This window comes from Streptosporangium sp. NPDC023963 (genome assembly GCF_040639135.1).
Taxonomy (GTDB): Bacteria; Actinomycetota; Actinomycetes; order Streptosporangiales; family Streptosporangiaceae; genus Streptosporangium.
In genome coordinates this window covers 163,467-183,052 of the sequence record NZ_JBEZZK010000015.1, presented here as the reverse complement: position 1 = coordinate 183,052, position 19,586 = coordinate 163,467, and the positions used below count along the sequence as shown (strand labels likewise).

Annotated in this window: 17 protein-coding genes and 1 riboswitch; of the genes, 10 read left to right on the top strand and 7 right to left on the bottom strand. The window is 70.8% G+C overall.

Annotation, left to right across the window (positions count from 1 at the left end; all coding sequences use genetic code 11):
• Positions 1-45 precede the first annotated feature (45 nt).
• Positions 46-1,434, top strand: coding sequence for an MFS transporter (locus AB0F88_RS34135; RefSeq protein ID WP_362693753.1), 1,389 nt, complete (start codon positions 46-48; stop codon positions 1,432-1,434).
• A gap of 119 nt (positions 1,435-1,553) precedes the next feature.
• Here the strand turns inward: AB0F88_RS34135 and AB0F88_RS34130 are convergent, their stop codons facing one another.
• Positions 1,554-2,099, bottom strand: a complete 546-nt coding sequence (locus tag AB0F88_RS34130; protein ID WP_362693750.1) for a DUF1707 and FHA domain-containing protein — start codon at positions 2,097-2,099, stop codon at positions 1,554-1,556.
• 88 nt (positions 2,100-2,187) lie between these two features.
• Here AB0F88_RS34130 and AB0F88_RS34125 point away from each other — a divergent pair, with 88 nt between their 5' ends.
• From AB0F88_RS34125 to AB0F88_RS34110, 4 genes are all read left to right on the top strand, one after another.
• Entirely contained in the window at positions 2,188-2,799 is a 612-nt protein-coding gene (locus AB0F88_RS34125) for a PadR family transcriptional regulator (protein ID WP_362693747.1), read from the top strand.
• A 145-nt stretch (positions 2,800-2,944) separates the two neighbouring features.
• Entirely contained in the window at positions 2,945-3,652 is a 708-nt protein-coding gene (locus tag AB0F88_RS34120) for an ABC transporter ATP-binding protein (protein WP_362693744.1), read from the top strand.
• Positions 3,649-3,777, top strand: coding sequence for a pentapeptide repeat-containing protein (locus tag AB0F88_RS34115; RefSeq protein ID WP_362693741.1), 129 nt, complete (start codon positions 3,649-3,651; stop codon positions 3,775-3,777). Before AB0F88_RS34120 ends, AB0F88_RS34115 begins: the two co-directional genes overlap by 4 nt.
• On the top strand, positions 3,774-6,377 hold the full coding sequence (locus AB0F88_RS34110) for an FtsX-like permease family protein (protein ID WP_362693738.1): 2,604 nt from the start codon (positions 3,774-3,776) through the stop codon (positions 6,375-6,377). Before AB0F88_RS34115 ends, AB0F88_RS34110 begins: the two co-directional genes overlap by 4 nt.
• A 104-nt stretch (positions 6,378-6,481) precedes the next feature.
• Here the strand turns inward: AB0F88_RS34110 and AB0F88_RS34105 are convergent, their stop codons facing one another.
• A complete protein-coding gene (locus tag AB0F88_RS34105; protein WP_362693735.1) occupies positions 6,482-7,336 on the bottom strand; it encodes a hypothetical protein in 855 nt (284 codons plus the stop codon).
• Between the two features lie 285 nt (positions 7,337-7,621).
• Here AB0F88_RS34105 and serA point away from each other — a divergent pair, with 285 nt between their 5' ends.
• On the top strand, positions 7,622-9,211 hold the full coding sequence (gene serA, locus AB0F88_RS34100; protein WP_362693732.1) for a phosphoglycerate dehydrogenase: 1,590 nt from the start codon (positions 7,622-7,624) through the stop codon (positions 9,209-9,211).
• Between the two features lie 510 nt (positions 9,212-9,721).
• Here the strand turns inward: serA and AB0F88_RS34095 are convergent.
• On the bottom strand, positions 9,722-10,330 hold the full coding sequence (locus AB0F88_RS34095; protein ID WP_362693729.1) for a C40 family peptidase: 609 nt from the start codon (positions 10,328-10,330) through the stop codon (positions 9,722-9,724).
• Positions 10,318-10,550: riboswitch (cyclic di-AMP (ydaO/yuaA leader) on the bottom strand. Its footprint overlaps the gene before it by 13 nt.
• A gap of 140 nt (positions 10,551-10,690) precedes the next feature.
• Between AB0F88_RS34095 and AB0F88_RS34090 the strand changes: the two genes are divergently transcribed.
• Entirely contained in the window at positions 10,691-11,737 is a 1,047-nt protein-coding gene (locus AB0F88_RS34090; RefSeq protein ID WP_362693726.1) for a 3-isopropylmalate dehydrogenase, read from the top strand.
• Between the two features lie 173 nt (positions 11,738-11,910).
• On the top strand, positions 11,911-13,005 hold the full coding sequence (locus tag AB0F88_RS34085) for a branched-chain amino acid aminotransferase (RefSeq protein ID WP_362693722.1): 1,095 nt from the start codon (positions 11,911-11,913) through the stop codon (positions 13,003-13,005).
• A gap of 103 nt (positions 13,006-13,108) precedes the next feature.
• On the opposite strand, the gene AB0F88_RS34080 is transcribed toward AB0F88_RS34085, so the two are convergent.
• Together AB0F88_RS34080 and AB0F88_RS34075 are read right to left on the bottom strand one after the other, a co-directional pair.
• The gene (locus tag AB0F88_RS34080; protein ID WP_362693719.1) at positions 13,109-13,696 is read right to left on the bottom strand and encodes a Uma2 family endonuclease; all 588 of its coding nucleotides are present in this window, start codon (positions 13,694-13,696) and stop codon (positions 13,109-13,111) included.
• A gap of 102 nt (positions 13,697-13,798) precedes the next feature.
• Positions 13,799-14,452: an O-methyltransferase gene (locus AB0F88_RS34075; RefSeq protein ID WP_362693716.1), complete on the bottom strand. Its 654-nt coding sequence runs from the start codon at positions 14,450-14,452 to the stop codon at positions 13,799-13,801.
• Between the two features lie 426 nt (positions 14,453-14,878).
• Between AB0F88_RS34075 and cimA the strand changes: the two genes are divergently transcribed.
• Complete coding sequence (cimA, locus tag AB0F88_RS34070) at positions 14,879-16,453, top strand: citramalate synthase (protein WP_362693713.1); 1,575 nt, start codon at positions 14,879-14,881, stop codon at positions 16,451-16,453.
• Between the two features lie 107 nt (positions 16,454-16,560).
• Here the strand turns inward: cimA and AB0F88_RS34065 are convergent, their stop codons facing one another.
• Complete coding sequence (locus tag AB0F88_RS34065) at positions 16,561-18,195, bottom strand: heparinase II/III family protein (RefSeq protein ID WP_362693710.1); 1,635 nt, start codon at positions 18,193-18,195, stop codon at positions 16,561-16,563.
• 314 nt (positions 18,196-18,509) lie between these two features.
• On the opposite strand from AB0F88_RS34065, the gene AB0F88_RS34060 reads away from it, so the two are divergent.
• On the top strand, positions 18,510-19,106 hold the full coding sequence (locus AB0F88_RS34060; protein ID WP_362693707.1) for an HD domain-containing protein: 597 nt from the start codon (positions 18,510-18,512) through the stop codon (positions 19,104-19,106).
• A 36-nt stretch (positions 19,107-19,142) separates the two neighbouring features.
• On the opposite strand, the gene AB0F88_RS34055 is transcribed toward AB0F88_RS34060, so the two are convergent.
• Positions 19,143-19,580: an antibiotic biosynthesis monooxygenase gene (locus AB0F88_RS34055; protein WP_362693704.1), complete on the bottom strand. Its 438-nt coding sequence runs from the start codon at positions 19,578-19,580 to the stop codon at positions 19,143-19,145.
• Between the last annotated feature and the right edge of the window lie 6 nt (positions 19,581-19,586).

The window sequence follows — 19,586 nt, the reverse complement described above, 5'->3', positions numbered from 1 at the left end:
GCTCCGGGACCTACCGGGCGCCCACGCGCTGCGATTGAATGTGGCATGGTCTCCCCGGCGCCCTCCCCCGCCGTCGTCACCGTGTCGCGCGGCGTGCGCGTCGGCTACGGTGTCGGCTCAGTCTGCACCGCCACCTTCTCCACGGTCCCCGGACTGCTGCTGCTGTTCTACATGACGAACGTGCTCGCGGTTCCCGCCTGGATCGCCGGCGTCGTGGTCTTCCTGCCCAAGCTCTGGGACATGTTCATCAACCCCTGGGTGGGCCAGCGCTCCGACCGGACGGTCTCCCGCTTCGGGGCCCGCCGCCCCTGGATGCTCCTGGGCGCGGTCACCCTGCCGGTGACGTTCGCCCTCACCTTCGCGGGCCCCCCGCTCACCGGTGTCTCCGCCGCCCTGTACGTCGCCCTCTTCTACTTCCTCACCGCGACGGCCTACGCCTTCTACGAGGTCCCGTACAAGGCGATGCCGGCGGAGATGACCGACGACTACCACGAGCGCTCCTCGCTCCTGCAGTGGAAGATGGTGTTCGTCGGCCTGGGGATCCTGCTCTCCGGGGCCGTCGCGCCGGCGATCGCGGGCACCGACGTCTCCGGTCACCGGACCATGGGGCTGCTCATCGGCGCCGTGCTGCTGCTGTCGATGCTCGCCGCCTTCTTCGGCACGGCCCGCGCCCCGGTGATCGGGCGGGCCGAGGCGGAGCCGTCGATCGCCGCCCAGTTCGCCGCCGCCCGCTCGAACAAGACGTTCATGGTGCTGCTCGGTTTCAGCTGCGCCCAGATGTTCTCGGCCGGTGTCATGCTGGCCGGCGCCCCGTACTTCGCCACCTACACGCTGGGCGACCCGGGGGCGACCACCACGCTCTTCCTGGGCATCGTCGGCCCGCTGCTGATCACCATGCCGCTCTGGGTCTGGCTGTCCAAGCGCTACGACAAGCGCGGCGCGATGATCCTGTCGTCGTCGCTGTTCATGGTGGGCGCCGCCGGGATGGCCGTCTCCGGCCCGCTCGGTTCGGCGTACGCGCACGCGTGCGTGCTCCTCGTCGGCATCGGCTACGCGGGGTTCCAGCTGCTGCAGTTCTCGATGCTCTCCGACGTGATCGTCCATGACGCCCTGGTCACCGGCAAGCGCCGGGCCGGGGTGTTCACCGGGCTCTGGACGGCCGCGGAGACCGTGGTCTTCGCGTTCGGCGCGCTCGTGCTCGGCTGGCTGCTGGCCGCGACCGGGTTCGTCGAGTCCGACCCCTCGACGCCGGTCGCGCAGCCCGAGTCGGCGACCACGGCGGCCCTGTACGGCTCGACGCTGCTGCCCGCGATCCTGATGGGGGTCGGCATCCTGCTGACCACGCGCTACACCCTGACGGCCGCGAAGATCAAGGAGGCCCAGGACGCCGCCACCGAGACCTCGGCCGGCACCGTCGAGGGCAAGGAGGGCTGAGGCCGCTCCCGTACGGAGCCCGCGCCACGGTCCGAGGTGACCGTGGCGCGGCCCTGGGAACACCGGTGTGCGGCTCGGAACGGCCTGGGCGCGGTCCGGGATGACGTGGGCGCGGCCGGTCAGAGCATCTGAGGCGTGATCATCAGGAAGCCGCAGTCCCCGAAGGAGACGACGTCGCCCGGCCGGACCTTGGCCGGGCCGACCAGGCGCCAGTCGTTCAGCCGGGTGCCGTTCAGCGAGCCGAGATCGACCAGGACCCAGCCCTCCTCGTCGCGGCGCAGCTCGGCGTGCACCCGGGAGACGGTCAGGTCGGCGAGCACCAGGTCACAGGCGGAGCCCCGGCCCACCACGTAGCGGGTCCTGCCGTCGCCCGGCAGCGCGAGCCGGGGCAGCCTGGGGCGTCGCCAGGCCGACTCCACGCGCTTGGTGAAGTCGGAGGCGGAGGCGACGGCCTCGGTGACCATGCGGCGAAACCGGCCACGTTGCGGCAGGTCGGCGACCAGGTTGTCGAGCTCGCCCTGGTTGCGCGCACGCAGGGCCATGTCGACACGGCCGAGGAAGGTGTCGTGCGACAGGCGCCCCTCGACGGCACGGTCACGCAGCTCGTTGATCGCGCGATCGCGGTCCCCGTCGGAGGCGCGGGCCGGGGGATGCGTCGAGCTCATCCTCCGAGTATCGGCCCCAAGGGCGGAACCTGTCCAGAATATGCAGATCTCTTGCCCCATGGATACTGCGTATGCATACTCAGTATCCATGGCGATCCGACAGGGGCTCCTGGCCCTGCTGAGTCAGGGGCCCCGCTACGGCTACCAGTTGCGTGCCGAGTTCGAGGCGTCGACGGGGGCGACCTGGCCGCTCAACATCGGCCAGGTCTACACGACGCTCTCCCGCCTGGAACGCGACGGTCTGGTGAGCCCCGGCGAGCAGGACGAGCAGGGCCGGGTCGTCTACTCGATCACCGAGGCCGGTCTGGCCGAGATGGGGCGATGGTTCGGCACCCCCGTCGCCCAGTCGGACCGGCCCCGGGACGAGCTGGTCATCAAGCTCGCCCTGGCGGTCACCGCCGCCGCGGACGTACGGCCGATCATCCAGGCCCAGCGCACCGCGACCATGCGCACGCTGCAGGCGTTCGTCCAGGCCAGGCGCGCGAGCTCCGAGAACCCCGCCCAGCGGCTGGTGCTCGACTCGATGATCTTCCAGGCCGAGGCCGAGCAACGCTGGCTCGACCACTGCGAGGCGGTGCTCACGGCCTCCCCCCGGATCCGGGATCCCCAGGCTCGGGATCCGCGCGGACAGGATCCCCGGGCAGAGGGCTCCCAGGGACGGGAGCCCCGGGCGGAGAGCCTCCGAAGACAAGATCCCTAGATGGAGGACCCCGGGGACGGAAGTCCCGGGCAGAGGGCCTCCGAAGACAAGATCCCCAGGCGCGGGATCCTCAGACGCAGGAGAGCAGACAGTTGACATCCTTCCCGAAACTCAGATCAGGGGTCCGCGCACCGGAGGGGGGCAGATGACCTTCGACCCGGTCGTCCGGCTCGCGGACGTGACCCGCACGCACGGTGACGGGCCACGGACCGTGGCGGCGCTGCGCGGGGTGAGCCTCGACGTCGGCGCCGGAGAGCTCGTCGCGGTGATGGGCCCCTCGGGGTCCGGCAAGTCCACCCTGCTCAACCTCGCCGGAGGCCTCGACCTGCCCACCTCGGGCTCCGTGGTCGTGGAGGGCACGCCGCTGGCGAGCCTGCCGGCCGGGGAACTGGCCGGGCTCCGGCGCAGGCGCGTGGGCTACGTCTTCCAGGACCTCAACCTGATCCCGTCGCTCACCGCGCTGGAGAACGTGACCCTCCCGCGCGAGCTGGACGGGATCGCCTTCAAAAACGCCCGCGGCGAGGCGATGGAGGTGCTCGCCGAGGTCGGCCTCGGCGAGGTCGCCGGCCGCTTCCCCGACGAGATCTCCGGTGGCCAGCGGCAGCGGGTCGCCATCGCCCGCGCGCTGGTGGGGGAGCGGCGGCTGATCCTGGCCGACGAGCCCACCGGCGCGCTCGACACCCCGACCGGCGACGACATCCTCCGGCTCCTGCGCACCCGCTGCGACGCGGGAGCCGCCGTGCTGCTCGTCACCCACGAACCCCGCTACGCCGCCTGGGCCGACCGGGTGGTCTTCCTGCGCGACGGCGAGATCGCCGACTCCACCGCCACGCCTCTGGAGAGCGCCCGATGAGCGGGCGACCGGACGCGCGGGGCGCGTTCACGGATCTCCAGCAAGCGGATCTCCAGCAAGCGGATCTCCAGCAAGCGGATCTCCGACGAGTAGATCTCCGGCGGCGGGCGGGGGTGGCCGCGTGAGCGCGATCATCGCCGCCCTGCGCCTCTCCCGCAGGGAAATCGGCCGGGCCAGGGGGCGCAGCGCGCTCATCATGGTCATGATCGGCCTGCCGGTCCTGCTGCTCGCGGCGGGCCTGACCTGGCAGGCCACCGGGGACGTCACGCTCAGGGAAGGGCTGGACTGGAACATCGGCAGGGCCGACGCGCACGTGCGGGATATCGCCTTCGACAGTCCGGTGCGGCAGAGCGTCGGCGCCGAGATCTCCCACCCGGCGGGCCGCGGCGCCAGGCAGCGGACCCTCACCGAACAGGAGGTCCTCACCCTCTTCGGGCCGGGCAGTCGCGCGATCCTTCTGCGCGGCCTCTGGACCGGCTACGAGGCGGCCGGCGCCTACCGGGAGGCCGAACTCCGGGAGATCGACCTGCACGACCCGATCACCACGGGCATGTACACGCTCCGGTCGGGGCGCCTGCCGCGGGTGGCGGGGGAGGTCGCGGCAAGCGCCGGGCTGGGACTGCGGGAGGGGAGAACCCTGACCCTGACCGGTACGAGCACCGTCGTCACCGTGGTCGGCGTCGTCGAGTCCCAGAGCGAGCCCGAAAGCCTCGAGATCGTCGCGCCCCCGGGAACCGCGCCCGACGACACCCGGGACGCCGCTACGAGCTGGCTCGTCGACACCTCCGCCCCGGTCTCCTGGCAGCGGGTTCGCGAGATCAACCAGCACGGTGTCAAGGTCCTCTCGCGAGCGGTGGTCAACGATCCGCCTCCCGCGGGGAACGGCCCGGAGGATCCGGTCCCCCACGTGCCGATGCGGACGTCGGACGTCGTGATGGTCGTCCTGGGCGCGGTCATCGTCGTGCTGGAGGTCGTCTTCCTGGCCGGACCGGCGTTCGCCGTCGGCATCCGGCGACGCCGGCGCGAACTCGCGCTGATCGCCGCGCAGGGCGGCTCGCCCCGCCACCTGCGCGGCGTCGTCCTCGCGGACGGGCTCACCCTCGGGCTCGCGGCCTCCCTGCTCGGAGCCGCGGGCGGGATCGGGGTCGGTGCGGCCGCCGCGCCGTTCGTCCACCGCGGCCCCCTGGAGGTGCCCGCCGGCCTGGTCGCGCTCGCCGTGCTTCTGGGGGTGGTGAGCGCGCTGCTCGCGGCGGTCGTCCCCGCCGTCCAGGCGTCACGGGCCGACGTGGCGGAGGTGCTGGCCGGTCGCCGGAGCCGGGTGAGGGAACGCCGTGGCCTGCCGGTGCTGGGAGCGGTGCTCCTGGCGGTGGCGATGGCGGTCATCCTTCTCGGCGCCGTCTTCCTGCAACGGTGGGATCAGCGCGTGCCGTGGCAGCCGATCAGCATGCTGCTGGGCGCGGTGCTCGGGCAGCTCGGGCTGATCCTGCTGACGCCGTGGCTGGTCGGCGTCGCCGCGCGCCTGGCCGCGCGGCTGCCGCTGCCGTTCCGGATGGCCGCCAGGGACGCCGCGCGCAACCGTGGCCGCACGGCCCCCGCCGTGGCCGCGGTGCTCGTCGCGACCGCCGTCTTCGCCACCGTGGCGGTGATGGTCTCCAGCCAGACCGCCCGGGACCGGGAGCGCTACACGCCCCAGTACGTGGGGGGAAGCACCGTCGTGTCCTCCGACGCGCCCGCCCCCGCGATCTGGCGGGAGATCAGGAAAGTCGTCGCCTCCGCCCTGCCCGGAGTGCCGTTGATCGAGGTGGGAAAGTTCGTCGGGCCCGGCTCGCGACCTGTCAACGTCGTGGTCCAGCCCGGCTGCGCGAGGGATTGCGGGGCGTTCCTCTCCCGCGCGCTGTTCCGCCCCCCGCCGATAGGCGGCGCCGACCTGGTCCGCTATTTCCTGCGTGGTCCCGATCCCGCCGCCGAGGCCGCTCTCGCCGCGGGCAAGGCGGTGGTGTTCGACCCGAGGGTGTTGCGCGACGGGAAGCTGGTCTTCACGACGGAGATCACGAAACGCGTCACGCGCTCGGTGCCCGCCGTCGTCCGGCGGCCCCCGGGCGAGCCGCTGGTGACCGCGGTACTACCCGTCTCGTCGGCGGCCGAGCTGGGCCTCGCCGTCCGCCACGACGCCCTCATCGCCGATCCGGCCGCGGTGAGCACGACGCCGCGGCAGGAGGAGCGGCTGAACGCCGCCGTCCGGGAGGTCGACTCCACCACCTTCGCCCGGGTCGAGCGGGGTTTCCGCGACGACGACATGGCGACGCTCCTCGCCTTCGCCGCCGGCGCGTCGGTCCTCGTTCTCGGGGGCACGTTCGCGGCGACCGGCCTGGCCGTGGCGGAGGGCCGTCCCGACCGCGCCACGCTGGCGGCGGTGGGGGCGGCGGGCCGCGTCCAGCGCCTTCTCGTCGCCGGACAGGCCGCGTTCGTCTCCGGCCTGGGGGTGGGGGCGGGGATGTTGGTCGGGCTGGTCGCCGGGGTGGCGAGCGTCTTCAGCGGGTTCTACCGCGCCCGGGCCTCCGGGGTCGGAACGGTGAACGACATGCCGTCCGGCCTGGTCACCCTCGTGGTCGACGTGCCCTGGCTCCTGGTGGCGGGCGTGCTGGTCGGCCTGCCCCTGCTGACCGCGCTGCTGGCCGGGCTGTGCGTCCGGACGAGGGTGGTGCTCACCCGCCGCCTGACCTGACCCGCCGTTCCGGGCCGTGCCCGGCCGCCCCCGGAGCTCCGGGGGCGGCCGGGCATCGGCGCGGGGGTCAACCCCGGCTCGCCCTGCCCGGCCGGTCGGAGCGCTCAGTCGGTGACGTCGGCGCAGACCACGTGGGCACCCAGCTCGACCATCCGCTGCTCGCTGCGCGCGTCGGCGACCCTGGCCATCAGGATCGGCGCCTCGCTCGCGGCGAGCTGCGGCAGCCGGGCGCGCACCCCGCGATGGATGTCCCTGACCACGTCCTCGGCCGCCGACATGTGCACCTTCACGTGCAGCATGATTCCCGGCGCGCCCGAGGAGGTGCTGGCCTCGGAGATCCACACGTGGTGGACGAGCGGGTAGTCGACGAGCAGCTGCGAGATCGCGGCGCGCAGCGCGGGCAGGATCGGATGGTCGCACCGGCGGTATCCCGGGTCCACCATCTGCATCGGGCCCGACAGGTGCGGCCGGGGCGCCGGGATCCACGGCTGGGAGGGTGCGGCGGGCACCGGCGCTCTCGGCGGGCGCGCGGGCGCGGGACGCGAGACCGTGGCCATCGCCCCGGTCGCGTACGCCGTCGGCGCCGCGCTCGACAGCGCGGGCGTGGGGCCGCTGCGTGTCGAGAGCAGGTAGCGCTGGAGATCCTCGATCGGCACGGCCGCGGCCGCCGGGCCCGCCGCGTCGATCACGATCTCCCGCACGCCGGTGACCCGCTGGATGTCGAGGATGGTGTCGGCGTCGCACGCCGACAGCGAGTGGCTGCCACGGTGCCGCGCGTAGGTGTCCGCCGAGGTGTACCCGAGCAGGACACGATCACCGGCCTGGGTCGTGCCGAGCACGACGGAGCGGTCGGGTCGCACGGCAACCAGGAGTCCCCATTCGGCCAGCGCCGCAAGCAGCCGGTGCGGATCGCCGTGCTGCGCGAGCACGTTGCCGAGAGCGGGGTTCCCGATGCTCATATGAGGAACGATAGGTAGTGGACCACGGCTTATCAGGGTAATCGCGAAGTTTTCCTGGGATCAATACCAACTTGAATTTTGGGTGCATGAGATCTGTCAAGGACGGGTAACCGCCTCCTGGGTCCCGAAGCCCCCTCGCGCCTCGAGGGTGTCTCCGGTGTCTCCGGGAGCGTCCTGGCCGGCGTGGGGCGTCTCGGATCGCGGGACACTCGTGAACGCGTTCACAAGCGCCGATAGACTACGTGAGGTCCGTGCACCCCTCACCGTCTAGTAAGGATCCAGCCTGTGAACAAGCCTGTCGTACTGGTCGCTGAGGAACTTTCCGAGGCCGGTCTCGCGGTTCTGGGCGCGGACTTCGAAGTCCGCCACACCGACGGCGCCGACCGTGCCCAGTTCCTGCCCGCCCTCGCCGACGTGGACGCGCTCATCGTGCGCAGCGCCACGCAGGTCGACGCCGAGGCGATCGCCAACGCGCCCCGGCTCCGCGTCGTCGCCCGCGCGGGCGTCGGTCTGGACAACGTCGACGTGGAGGCCGCCACCAAGGCCGGTGTCATGGTCGTCAACGCGCCCACCTCCAACATCACCAGCGCCGCCGAGCACACCGTCGCCCTGATCCTCGCCTCCGCCCGCAACGTCGCCCAGGCGCACTCCGCGCTCAAGGGCGGCGAGTGGAAGCGCTCGAAGTACACCGGCGTGGAGCTCGACGAGAAGGTCGTCGCGATCCTCGGCCTCGGCAAGATCGGCCAGCTGGTCGCTCAGCGACTCCAGCCGTTCGGCGTCGAGCTGATCGCCTACGACCCCTACCTGCAGCCGGCCCGCGCCGCGCAGATGGGCGTCCGGCTGGTCTCGCTGGAGGAGGCCCTGAGCGAGGCCGACTTCATCACGGTGCACCTGCCCAAGTCCAAGGAGACCATCGGCCTCATCGGCGACAGGGAGCTCCACACGGTCAAGCCGAACGTCCGCCTCATCAACGTCGCCCGCGGCGGCATCATCGACGAGAACGCCCTCTACTCCGCGATCAAGGAGGGCCGCGTCGCCGGCGCCGGCATCGACGTGTTCCCGAAGGAGCCGGTCACCGACAGCCCGCTCTTCGAGCTCGACCAGGTCGTCGTCACCCCGCACCTGGGCGCCTCCACCCACGAGGCCCAGGAGAAGGCCGGCACCCAGGTCGCGCGCAGCGTGAAGCTCGCGCTCGCCGGGGAGTTCGTGCCGGACGCGGTCAACGTCCAGGGCGGCGCCGTCGCCGAGGACGTCAAGCCGGGCCTGCCGCTGGCCGAGAAGCTCGGCCGGGTGTTCACCGCCCTCGCGGGCGAGGTCGCCACCAAGCTCGACGTCGAGGTGCGCGGCGAGATCGCCTCCCACGACGTCCGCGTGCTGGAGCTGGCCGCGCTCAAGGGCGTCTTCACCGACGTGGTCGAGGACTCGGTCACCTACGTCAACGCCCCGCTGCTGGCCAAGGACCGCGGCGTGTCGGTCGAGCTGATCACCAGCTCCGACAGCCCCGACTGGCGCAACGTCGTGACGGTCCGGGGCGTCCTCGCCGACGGCCGCGCGGTCTCGGTCTCCGGCACCCTGTCCGGGCCGAGGCAGATCACGAAGATCGTCGAGGTCAACGGCTACCAGATGGAGATCGAGCCGACCGACCACCTGTCGTTCTTCACCTACACCGACCGCCCCGGCATCGTCGGCGTGGTCGGCCGCATCCTCGGCGACCACTCGATCAACATCGCCTCGATGCAGGTGGCCCGCGACGCCAAGGGCGGCAAGGCGCTCATCGCGCTCACCGTCGACACCGCCATCCCGGCCGAGGTGATCGACCAGATCGGCTCGGAGATCGGCGCCGACAGCGGCCGCTCGGTCGACCTGGCCGACTAGCCGTACCCAGCCGTACCGCCGATGTGGCCGCCGCCCCGGAGACCGGGACGGCGGCCACTTCTCGTCTCAGCATGTGAGAAGTGTGTACACCGGGCGAGACGGCTTTCCCGCGGCCAGGTAGCCTGAAGTGAAATGCGCCAGGTTCTCGTAATTCCTACCTGCCGCGGCGAGGCCTGACAGGGGCAGGCCGGCGACTCGCCGCGGTGTCGTGGCGCGTGCCGGCTCCCAGCCCCCCGCCGCCGGTCCGTGATCCGGACCCGCGACATCAGGCCTGGTCGGAGTCCCGACCGGAGTCTCGACCACCTTCCTTGCAGGCATGCGACCGAGACGAGATTCGCCATGTACGACATGTATCCCTGGAACCGTCCCGAGGAGACCGAGGACGAGGCCATCGACGCGCTCCAGACCGCTCTGGACCGCAGGGACAACGGCGGTGCTCCCACCCGCTGAACCCGTTCTCGCCGCCGCCGGGGTCTCCACGGCCTCCCGGCGGTGATCCGCCGGCGTGTCTCATCCGCCGGGTACGGTTTCGGTCGCGAGCTCGACCCGCTTGGTCAGCTGAACCCCCTGCGGGTCGGGGCGCACCGCGCCGGCGAAGGAGTCGCGGCGCCAGGAGTCGAGTTTCTCCTCCTTGACCACGTCGCCGGTCTGCGGGGCGTGAACCATGTAGCCGGGCTTTGTGATCATGCCGACGTGGCCGAGACCGCTGAAGAAGACCAGGTCACCGGGCTTGAGATTCTTCCAGGCGATCTTCTTGGAGAAGGCGGCGTACTGGTCGTTGGTGACGCGGGGGAGCTTGATGCCGGCGGCGCCGTAGGCGCGGAGCACCAGGCCGGAGCAGTCGAAGCCGCCGTTGCCGGTGCCGCCCCAGACGTAGGGCGTTCCGCGCTTGGACATGGCCCACTTCACGGCTTTCTGCCAGGCGGGCTTGACGGCCGCGGCCTTCAGCGCGTCCTTCAGCGCGGGGGTGTTGAGCGCGGCGGGCCCGGGGGCGGGGGGCGGGGACGCGGCCAGGGCGGCGGTCGAGCTCGCGCACACCGCGGCGCCGGCGACGATCATGGAGGCGGAGATGGACAGGACGCGGGGGAGAACTGTGCCGGACAGGGTGATTCCTTCCATAAGGCCGGCCGGGTGAGCTGTCGGGCTCGGGCGTGGAGGCCGCCCTACGGCGCGAGAACGCGCTGATTCGCCCCAAGGAATCCACCTGATGACGGCCGGGAACGCGCTCCGGGGGAGGAGCGGGGCGCCCGGTGTCCGGTAGATCCCGTAAAGAGTGGTTCCCCGGCTCCGTGCGGGCCCGGTAAGGGGATGGCCCGTACGGATTAGGCATTGACGTGATTGGGAGGACCATAACGAAACCTCACGAAACGGTCAATACCAAGCAAAGACGGACAAAACGATCAAACGTCTCGCCGGGCGGATGTGTCCGGAGAATGAGACCGGTGTTCGATCACCGAGACGGACCGGTAAGGTGCCTGCATGGATTCGCGTAACATTCGCCTGGCGGTCATCCCCGGGGACGGAATCGGAGTCGAGGTCGTCACCGAGGGGCTGAAGGTCCTCGAAGCGGTCGGCACGAAGGTGGAGCCCACCACCTACGACCTCGGCGCCAAGCGCTACCACGAGACCGGCGAGACCCTGCCCGACCCGGTCCTCGACGAGCTGCGCGGATACGACGCGATCCTGCTCGGCGCGGTCGGCGACCCCAGCGTGCCCCCGGGCGTCCTGGAGCGCGACCTGCTGCTCAAGCTCCGCTTCCGGCTCGACCACTACGTGAACCTCCGCCCGGTCAAGCTCTTCCCCGGCGTCGAGACGCCGCTGGGCGGGGCCCGCCCCGAGGACATCGACATGGTCGTCGTCCGCGAGGGCACCGAGGGCCCGTACGCCGGGGCGGGCGGCGTCATGCGCCGGGGCACGCCGCACGAGATCGCCACCCAGGAGTCGCTGAACACCGCCCACGGCGTCGAGCGCGTCGTGCGCTACGCCTTCGACAAGGCGCTGGGCCGCCCCCGCAGGAAGCTGACGCTGGTCCACAAGACCAACGTGCTCACCTACGCCGGCGACCTCTGGGCCCGCACCTTCGACCGCGTCGGCCTGGAGTATCCCGACGTCCAGACCGACTACTGCCACGTCGACGCGGCCTCGATGTTCTTCGTCAGCCAGCCCGAGCGCTTCGACGTGATCGTCACCGACAACCTCTTCGGCGACATCCTCACCGACATCGGCGCGGCGATCGCCGGTGGCATCGGCCTGGCGGCCAGCGGCAACGTCAACCCCGACCGCACCGCGCCGAGCATGTTCGAGCCGGTCCACGGCAGCGCCCCCGACATCGCGGGCCAGGGCAAGGCCGACCCGACCGCCACGATCCTGTCGGTCGCCATGCTCCTCGACCACCTGGGCCTGGCCGCCGAGGCCGCCAGGGTCGAGCAGGCCGTCGCCGGCGACCTGGCCGAGCGGCCGGCCGGCAAGGCGGGCCGGACCACCCGCGAGATCGGCGACGACATCACCGCCCGAGTAGCCGGCTGAGGAAGCCGCCCTCCTCGACCCCGACGCGCCTGGCGGCTCACCCGAGCCGCCAGGTGCGTTTTTGTTTCTCCAGCACTGCCGGTTTTCGGCATGGATGGAGTAGTTTCCCGTTACCCGGTCCGACGCAGAATGGACCCAAGGGTAAGCCAGACACCAAGAGAAGGATCCGTGCGATGACCACCGCTCAGAAGCTCAGCTTCGACGTGCAGCTCTCCGACCACGCTCGCACCGCGGCAGAGCGCGAGCAGGTACTGGCGAGCCCGGGGTTCGGTCAGGTCTTCACCGACCACATGATCTCGATCGACTACACCGAGGGGCGGGGCTGGCACGACGCCAGGCTCATGCCGTACGGCCCGCTCAGCCTCGACCCCGCGACGTCGGTCTTCCACTACGCGCAGGAGCTTTTCGAGGGGCTCAAGGCCTACCGCCAGGAGAACGGCTCGATCGTGACCTTCCGGCCCGAGGCCAACGCCGCGCGCTTCAACACCTCCGCGGCGCGGATGGCGATGCCCGAGCTGCCCGAGGAGGCGTTCGTCGAGTCGCTGGAGCTGCTCGTCCAGACCGACCGCGAGTGGGTTCCGACCACGCCGGGCCACAGCCTCTACCTGCGCCCCTTCATGATCGCGACGCAGCCGGCGCTCGGAGTCAACTACCCGTCCAGGACCTACAAGTACATGGTCATCGCCTCCCCGGCGGCGGCCTACTTCGGCGGGGGCAAGGCCGTCACGGTCTGGCTCTCCACCGAGTACACCCGTGCGGCCCCCGGCGGCACCGGCTTCGCCAAGTGCGGCGGCAATTACGCGGCGGCCTTCGTGGCCCAGCGCCAGGCCGTCGAGCAGGGCTGTGACCAGGTGGTCTGGCTCGACGCGAGCGAGCACCGCTACGTCGAGGAGATGGGCGGGATGAACCTGTTCTTCGTCTACGGCGACCGCCTGCTCACCCCGGCGCTCACCGGAACGCTCCTGCCCGGCATCACCCGCGACTCGATCCTCTCCTTCGCCTCCGACCTCGGCCTCCACGCCGAGGAGGGGCGCCTGTCGGTCGAGGAGTGGCAGCGAGGCTGCGAGACGGGCGAGCTCACCGAGGTCTTCGCCTGCGGCACCGCCGCGGTGGTCACCCCGGTCGGCTCGGTCAAGGGCGCCGACCGCGCCTGGACGGTCGGCGACGGCACCCAGGGGCCCGTCACCTCGAAGATCCGCGAGGAGCTCGTGGGCATCCAGTACGGATCCCGTCCCGACCCGCACAGCTGGGTCCACAAGATCTGCTAGTCCCGTACGAAGGAGATCCGCGGGGACCGGTCGGCAGAGGTGTCCGCCGGTCCCGCGCGGGAGGCCCGGTCTCCCACCCGGCCCGGCCTCCCGGCGGGCGAATCTATCCCTCGATGAGCTTGCCGGTGTCGATCGTGAGGTTCCAGGGCGCGGGGAGCTCAAGAGGCTTGCCCAGCGACTCGGTGACCTCGTCGGCGTAACCCTCCGGACCCGGTCGGCTGAGCAACCTGAACCGGTTCGCGAAGGTGTCGATGACCAGGTAGAGCGGAACTCCCGCGAGCGCGCAGGCCCGGGGCTTGACCACGTGGTCGTCGTGAACGCTGCTCGGGGAGACGACCTCGGCGACCAGCAGTGTGGCGTTGGCGTACACGTGGCTGGGATCCCAGAGGGGCGGATTCGGCGGAACGACGATGAGGTCGGGTTCGAAGCGATCCGCTTGTATCTGCAGGAGGAGCTTGGCTTCCGGGTAGACGCGCCATCCTTTCTCCATCGAGAAAGGTATGAGCTGCGCCATCAGGTGGTAAACGACATCGGCATGGGCGATCGTGGGCATCTCCCTCACCACGATCCGACCGTTGACGATCTCGATTCGATGCTTCTCAAATCGTTCGACGAGTTCCAGGTAGAGCCGTTCGAGCTCTTCCCGGTCTGTGATCTGGTAGGCGATCGATCTCTCCATGAGCATTCCCATGCGGTCATCCTTCCCTCCAGGCGGGTGGGCGCAACGTGTTGGTCACATCACTTAAAGTAATGGAAAAGATTTCCGCGCGCCCGCGATCAGGGAAAGTTCTCGTCAGTGCTTTCGAATCATGGTGAGGCCGTCGGCGATGGGGAGCATGATCGAGGTGACCCGCTCGTCGGAGCTGACCATGTCGTTGAACTCGCGGATGTGCCTGACGGTCTCGTCGTCCCTGCTGGGATCGGCGACGTGGCCGCTCCACAGGGTGTTGTCGACGAGGATCACCCCGCCGGGGGCCAGGCGTGACATGAGGATCTCGTAGTAGACGGGATAGTTGATCTTGTCGGCGTCGATGAACGCCAGATCGACGGCCGGGTGTTCGGGAAGCTCGCGCAGCCGCTCGGCCGCGGGGCCGATCCTCAGCTCGACGCGGTCGGCGACCCGTGCCTTGTCCCAGTAACTCCGGGCGATCGCCGTCCACTCCTCGCTCACGTCGAAGCAGGTGAGCCCGCCGCCCGGGGCGAGCCCGCGGGCCAGGCAGATGGAGGAGTAGCCGGTGAAGGTGCCCACCTCCACCGCGTTCCTGGCGCCGCCGAGCTGGGCGATCATGGTGAGGAAGCGCCCCTGGTCGGGGGAGATCTGCATCGACGCGTTGTTGCCGGTCAGCTCGCGGGTCTCGAGCGCGAGCGCGTCGAGGACGTCGTCGGGCTGGGTGGTGTGCGCGAGCAGATACTGCCCCACGGTGGGGTCGAGATAAGTCGCCTTCATGGGGCCCATTCTCGCCGGTGCCGGACGGCGGCGGAGGGTGATTCGAGGTCGTGTCCGGGTCCTGTCCGGCCCGTTCCGGCCCGGGTGCGAGCCGGTGCCCGGCGTCTCACCCGGCATGTGCCCGGCGTCTCACCCGGCCTGTGCCCGGGGTCCCGCCCGGCCTGTGCCCGGGGTCCCGCCCGGCCTGTGCCCGGGTCGCGCGGACACGCCGCGAGTCTCGGATCCTGAGATCGATGTGTCAGATGGTGTCGGTGTATGGCAGACTCCGAAGCATCATGTTCTACGGTCTGCTCATTATCGGCAGGCGCGCTGGCTGAAAAGGGACACCGCCAGCGCGCAGACCTCTCACGTCCGTGAGGGGTCATTTTTGTTTCCAGAAGCCGGATGAGCGCGCGGCGAATCATCGAACCCGCGAAGGAGAACGACATGGCCGACGATCGCTTCCACGTGTACGACACGACTCTCCGTGACGGTGCCCAGCAGGAGGGGCTCAACCTCACGGTGGCCGACAAGCTGGCCATCGCGCGTCACCTGGACGGCCTGGGCGTCGGCTTCATCGAGGGAGGCTGGCCCGGCGCCAACCCCAAGGACACGGAATTCTTCAGGCGCGCCCAAACAGAGCTCGACCTGAAGCACGCGCAGCTCGCCGCGTTCGGCGCGACCCGCCGGGCAGGTGTGAAGGCCGCCGACGACCCATTGGTGGCCGCGCTGCGCGAATCCGGCGCGCCGGTCGTGACCCTTGTCGCCAAGAGTCACGACCGGCACGTGGAGCTGGCCCTCCGCACGACCCTCCAGGAGAACCTCGCGATGATCCGCGACACGGTCTCCCACCTTCGTGCGGAGGGACAGAGGGTCTTCCTCGACGCCGAGCACTTCTTCGACGGCTACAAGTCCAACCCGGACTACGCGCTGGAGGTGCTGCGCACCGCCGCCGAGGCGGGAGCCTCGGTCATCGCGCTGTGCGACACCAACGGGGGCATGCTCCCCGACGAGCTGGCCGAGGTCGTGCACGCGGCGGTCGGGACGTCGGCCAGGATCGGCATCCACTGCCACGACGACACCGGCTGCGCGGTCGCCAACTCCCTGGCCGCGGTGAAGGCCGGCGCCACCCACGTGCAGGGCTGCGCCAACGGCTACGGTGAGCGCTCGGGTAACGCCAACCTGTTCACCGTGGTGGCCAACCTGCAGCTCAAGCGGGGATTCGATCTCGTGCCGCGGGAGGCGCTGGCCGACATGACCAGGATCGCCCACGCGATCACCGAGGTCACCAACGTCACCCCCAACTCCCACGCCCCCTATGTGGGCGTCTCCGCCTTCGCCCACAAGGCGGGGCTGCACGCCAGCGCGATCAAGGTCGACCCCAACCTCTACCAGCACATCGACCCCGCCGAGGTCGGCAACGACATGCGCATGCTCGTCTCCGACATGGCCGGACGCGCCTCGGTGGAGCTCAAGGGCCGCGAGCTGGGCTACGAGCTGGCCTCCGACACCTCGCGGGAGCTGGTGAACCGGGTCAAGGAGATGGAGTCGAAGGGCTACACCTTCGAGGCCGCCGACGCCTCCTTCGAGCTGCTGCTCCGCGACACCGTCGCGGGCGAGCGCAGGCGTCACTTCCAGGTGGAGTCCTGGAGGGTGATCGTCGAGCGGGCCCGGGGCGGCGAGGTCGTCAGCGAGGCCACCGTGAAGCTGCACGCCAAGGGGGAGCGGATCGTCGCCACCGGCGAGGGCAACGGCCCGGTCAACGCCCTCGACCGGGCCGTACGGCTGGGACTGGAGCGGCTCTACCCCGAGCTGGCGGGGGTCGAGCTGATCGACTTCAAGGTGCGCATCCTGGAGGGCACGCACGGCACCGACGCCGTCACGCGCGTGCTGATCACCTCCAGCGACGCGGCCGGGGAGTGGTCCACGGTCGGCGTCGACGAGAACATCATCGAGGCCTCCTGGCAGGCGCTGGAGCAGGCCGTCACCTACGGCCTCCTGCGCGCGGGCCACAACGCCTGAACCGCCTGCCCGGCCCGCCGTCGCGCCGGCGGCCGTCTCCCGGGCGGAGAGCACCGCCCGGGAGACGGCCGGAGAGCCCCTCGGCGAGAGCCGGGGGGCGAAGCCCGTCAGGAGAGGTCGGCGCCGCTGACGCGGAAGCTCACCTGGCCCTCGGAGGTCTCCAGGCTGACCTTGCCGCCGGAGCAGGAGAGCGACGGCTTCCCGCTGCCGGGCACCACCACGGTCAGCACGGAGTCGCCCGAGGCGGGTGCGACGACCGCGGGGGCGGGGTGTCTCTGCAGGTAGGCGGAGGAGACCCAGCCCTGGTACGGGTTCTTCTGGCCGCGGACCACCTTCAGCCCGGCGACCGGCCGGCAGGACGGCATCGAGACCTGGGCGAGCGTCGCCTTCCAGCCCGCCTTGTCCTTCACCACGACCTGGCCGCCACCGCTGGAGACGGTGGACAGGTCGCGGGAGAAGTGCCAGACGTTGCGGACCTTCGAGCCCTTGGGCACCGTGTCCAGCACGGCCATCACGTCCTGGCGGTGGTTGACGAGCACCGAGCGGGTCCTGGGCACGCCGTAGGCCCTGTCGGTCAGCCGGTAGCTCTGCCGGTCCTGCCCGATCGACGACCTGCTCAGCGCGCTGGCGGTCTTGCCGCGGAACCTCGCCCCGGCCACCATCGACGTGTTGTGCGCCTCGGGGGAGATCGTCCAGTCGCGGTAGCCGCTGTTCTCGTACGAGTCGAAGCCGGCGTCGACCAGGACGTCACGGCCCTGGGCGTAGTAGGTCACGCCCAGATGATCCTCGTGGCCGTGGTACTTCATGCCGGGCCCGAAGCGGACGGAGTAGAAGGCCGACTCGGGCTTGTCCCAGGCGGTGCGCCCGTAGACGTAGCCGCCGCCGAACACCCGTACGGTCTGCTTCGGGTGGCTGTAGCCGACCGGCCGCACGTCCGCGCCGCCGTCGCCGATCGGGACCATGAACCCGTCGGGCTGGGTGGAGTGGGAGATGAAGTCCTCAAGGGACTCCCAGCGCCGGGAGATGTCGCCGGGCACCTTCCGCTCGCACGCCCTGATGTTGTCCATCGCGACCTTCAGGCGGTCGTGGACGTAGAGCGCGTAGCGCGGGGCCTGCTCGCGCAGCACCCCCTGGGAGTCGACGTCGAGCTTCACGGTCTCGGTGAGCCGCCTGATCGCGAGGCTGGACCACTGGTCGCGCCCGTAGCGGCAGCCGATGCCGAGCAGCGCGATGTCCTGGTCGATGCCGTGGTTGTGACCCTTCTCGTACAGCCTGGGGTCGGAGAGCATCTTCGCGTGCTCGGCCAGGCTGCCGGAGAGCCACGAGCCGCCGGCGTGCTTGCTGAGGCAGACCAGCGCGGGGGCGCGCAGCGCGATCGGGTGCTCCTGCCAGGCGTACGGGCTGGTCCTCGCGCCGCCGCGGGGGTTGTCGGCCACCCAGTCCTTGGCGATCTCGACGGCCCGCGTCAGGTACGCCTCGTTGCCGTTCGTCTCGTAGTCGGCGACGAGACGGCCCATCCAGCGCAACGAGTGGAAGACCATGCTCCACGAGCGGTTGCGGTAGGGGTCGGTGCGCCAGTCGACGTCCTTGCCGACCTTCACCGGGGCGAGGTCGAGGAAGTCGACCTCGCCGTTCATGATGTCCGTCGACGTCGGTGTGGCGGGCAGCCAGTCGCCCTGGCATTCGGCGGTGCGTCTCGCCTCCCTCGCCTCCGCGGTACCGACCGTGACGCCGCAGGTCATCAGGAGGATGATGCAGAGAGCGAATGCTTTTGTGCGGCGGCGCACGCCAGTTCCTTCCGGGCCGAACGAGGGGGAGCGGATCATGCTGTCCGGATCCCACCAAATCGGTCAAGTCGGGATGGTCTCTTCTGAAACATCGTTAGCAACTAGATGCGGGTCTCCCAGTTTCCTCACAGCGTTCCCCGGTCCTCCCGTACGCCGGCGGGTATCCATCCGCCCTGCCCGCCCCACCCGCTCGCCCGTGGCGCGATTTTGTCGGTTGATGGCTCTTCTGCCACTCGCGGGCGTCGCCGTGTTTCGGCAGGCTGGGCGGTATGAGACTCGCCGACATCGTCATCCCCGACACACCGGCCGCCCGAGGCGCGCTGGAGGTGGCGACCGCCTACTGCTCGCCCGCCCTGCTCAACCACTCCGTCCGCGCCTACCTGTTCGCGGCGGCCTACGGTGCGATGAACGACGTCGCCTTCGACGACGAGCTGCTGTACGTCGCGTCGATGATGCACGACATCGGCCTGGTCAAGGAGTTCGACAGCCACACCGTGCCGTTCGAGGAGGCGGGCGGCCACGTCGCGTGGGTCTTCGCCGCCGGGGCCGGGTGGCCCGTCGAGCGCCGCGTGCGCGCGTCGGAGATCGTCGTACGCCACATGTGGGACAAGGTCGACCCCGAACAGGACCCCGAGGGGTATCTGCTCGAACTGTCCACCGGGCTCGACATCTCCGGCCGGCGGCCGGAGGACTTCCCGGCGGAATTCCGCGCCGAGGTGCTGGAACGCCACCCCCGGCTGGGGCTCGGCCCGGAGTTCACCGCGTGCTTCGTCGACCAGGCCGCCCGCAAGCCGGACAGCCTGGCCGGGCAGTTCGTCCGCTCGGGGGTCGCCGAGCGCATCGCCGCCAACCCGCTGGACCGCTGAGGGCTCCCCGCGGGGAGCCCCGACTCTCGCCGCCGCTCAGGCTCCCGGTGCGGGACCGGTGCTCTGGACGACCTCGAAGGACCACAGCTCGGCCCCGGTGGCGGCGGGTCCCTGCCCGTGGCCGTGCCCCTGCCCCTGCCCCTGGGCCGGGCCGCCCTGCCCCTGGCCGTGCCCGTGGCCCTGGGCCGCGCTGTGGGCGTCGGCGTGCCCCTGTCCCCGGCCGGCCTCGGCGGCGGCCTGGGCGTGGCCCCGCTGGAAGGCCTGGCTCTCGGTCCAGCGCTTGAAGTCCTCCTCGGAACGCCAGCGGGTGTAGACCAGGTAGCGGTCGGTGCCGTCCACCGGGCGGAGCAGCTCGAACCACTCGAACCCGTCCGCGGACTCGACGATCCCCGCCCGGCTGGAGAAGCGGCGTTCCAGCTCCTCGCGCATCTCCCCGGACACCGTCAGCGCGTTTATCTTCACGACCGAAGGCACATCGTC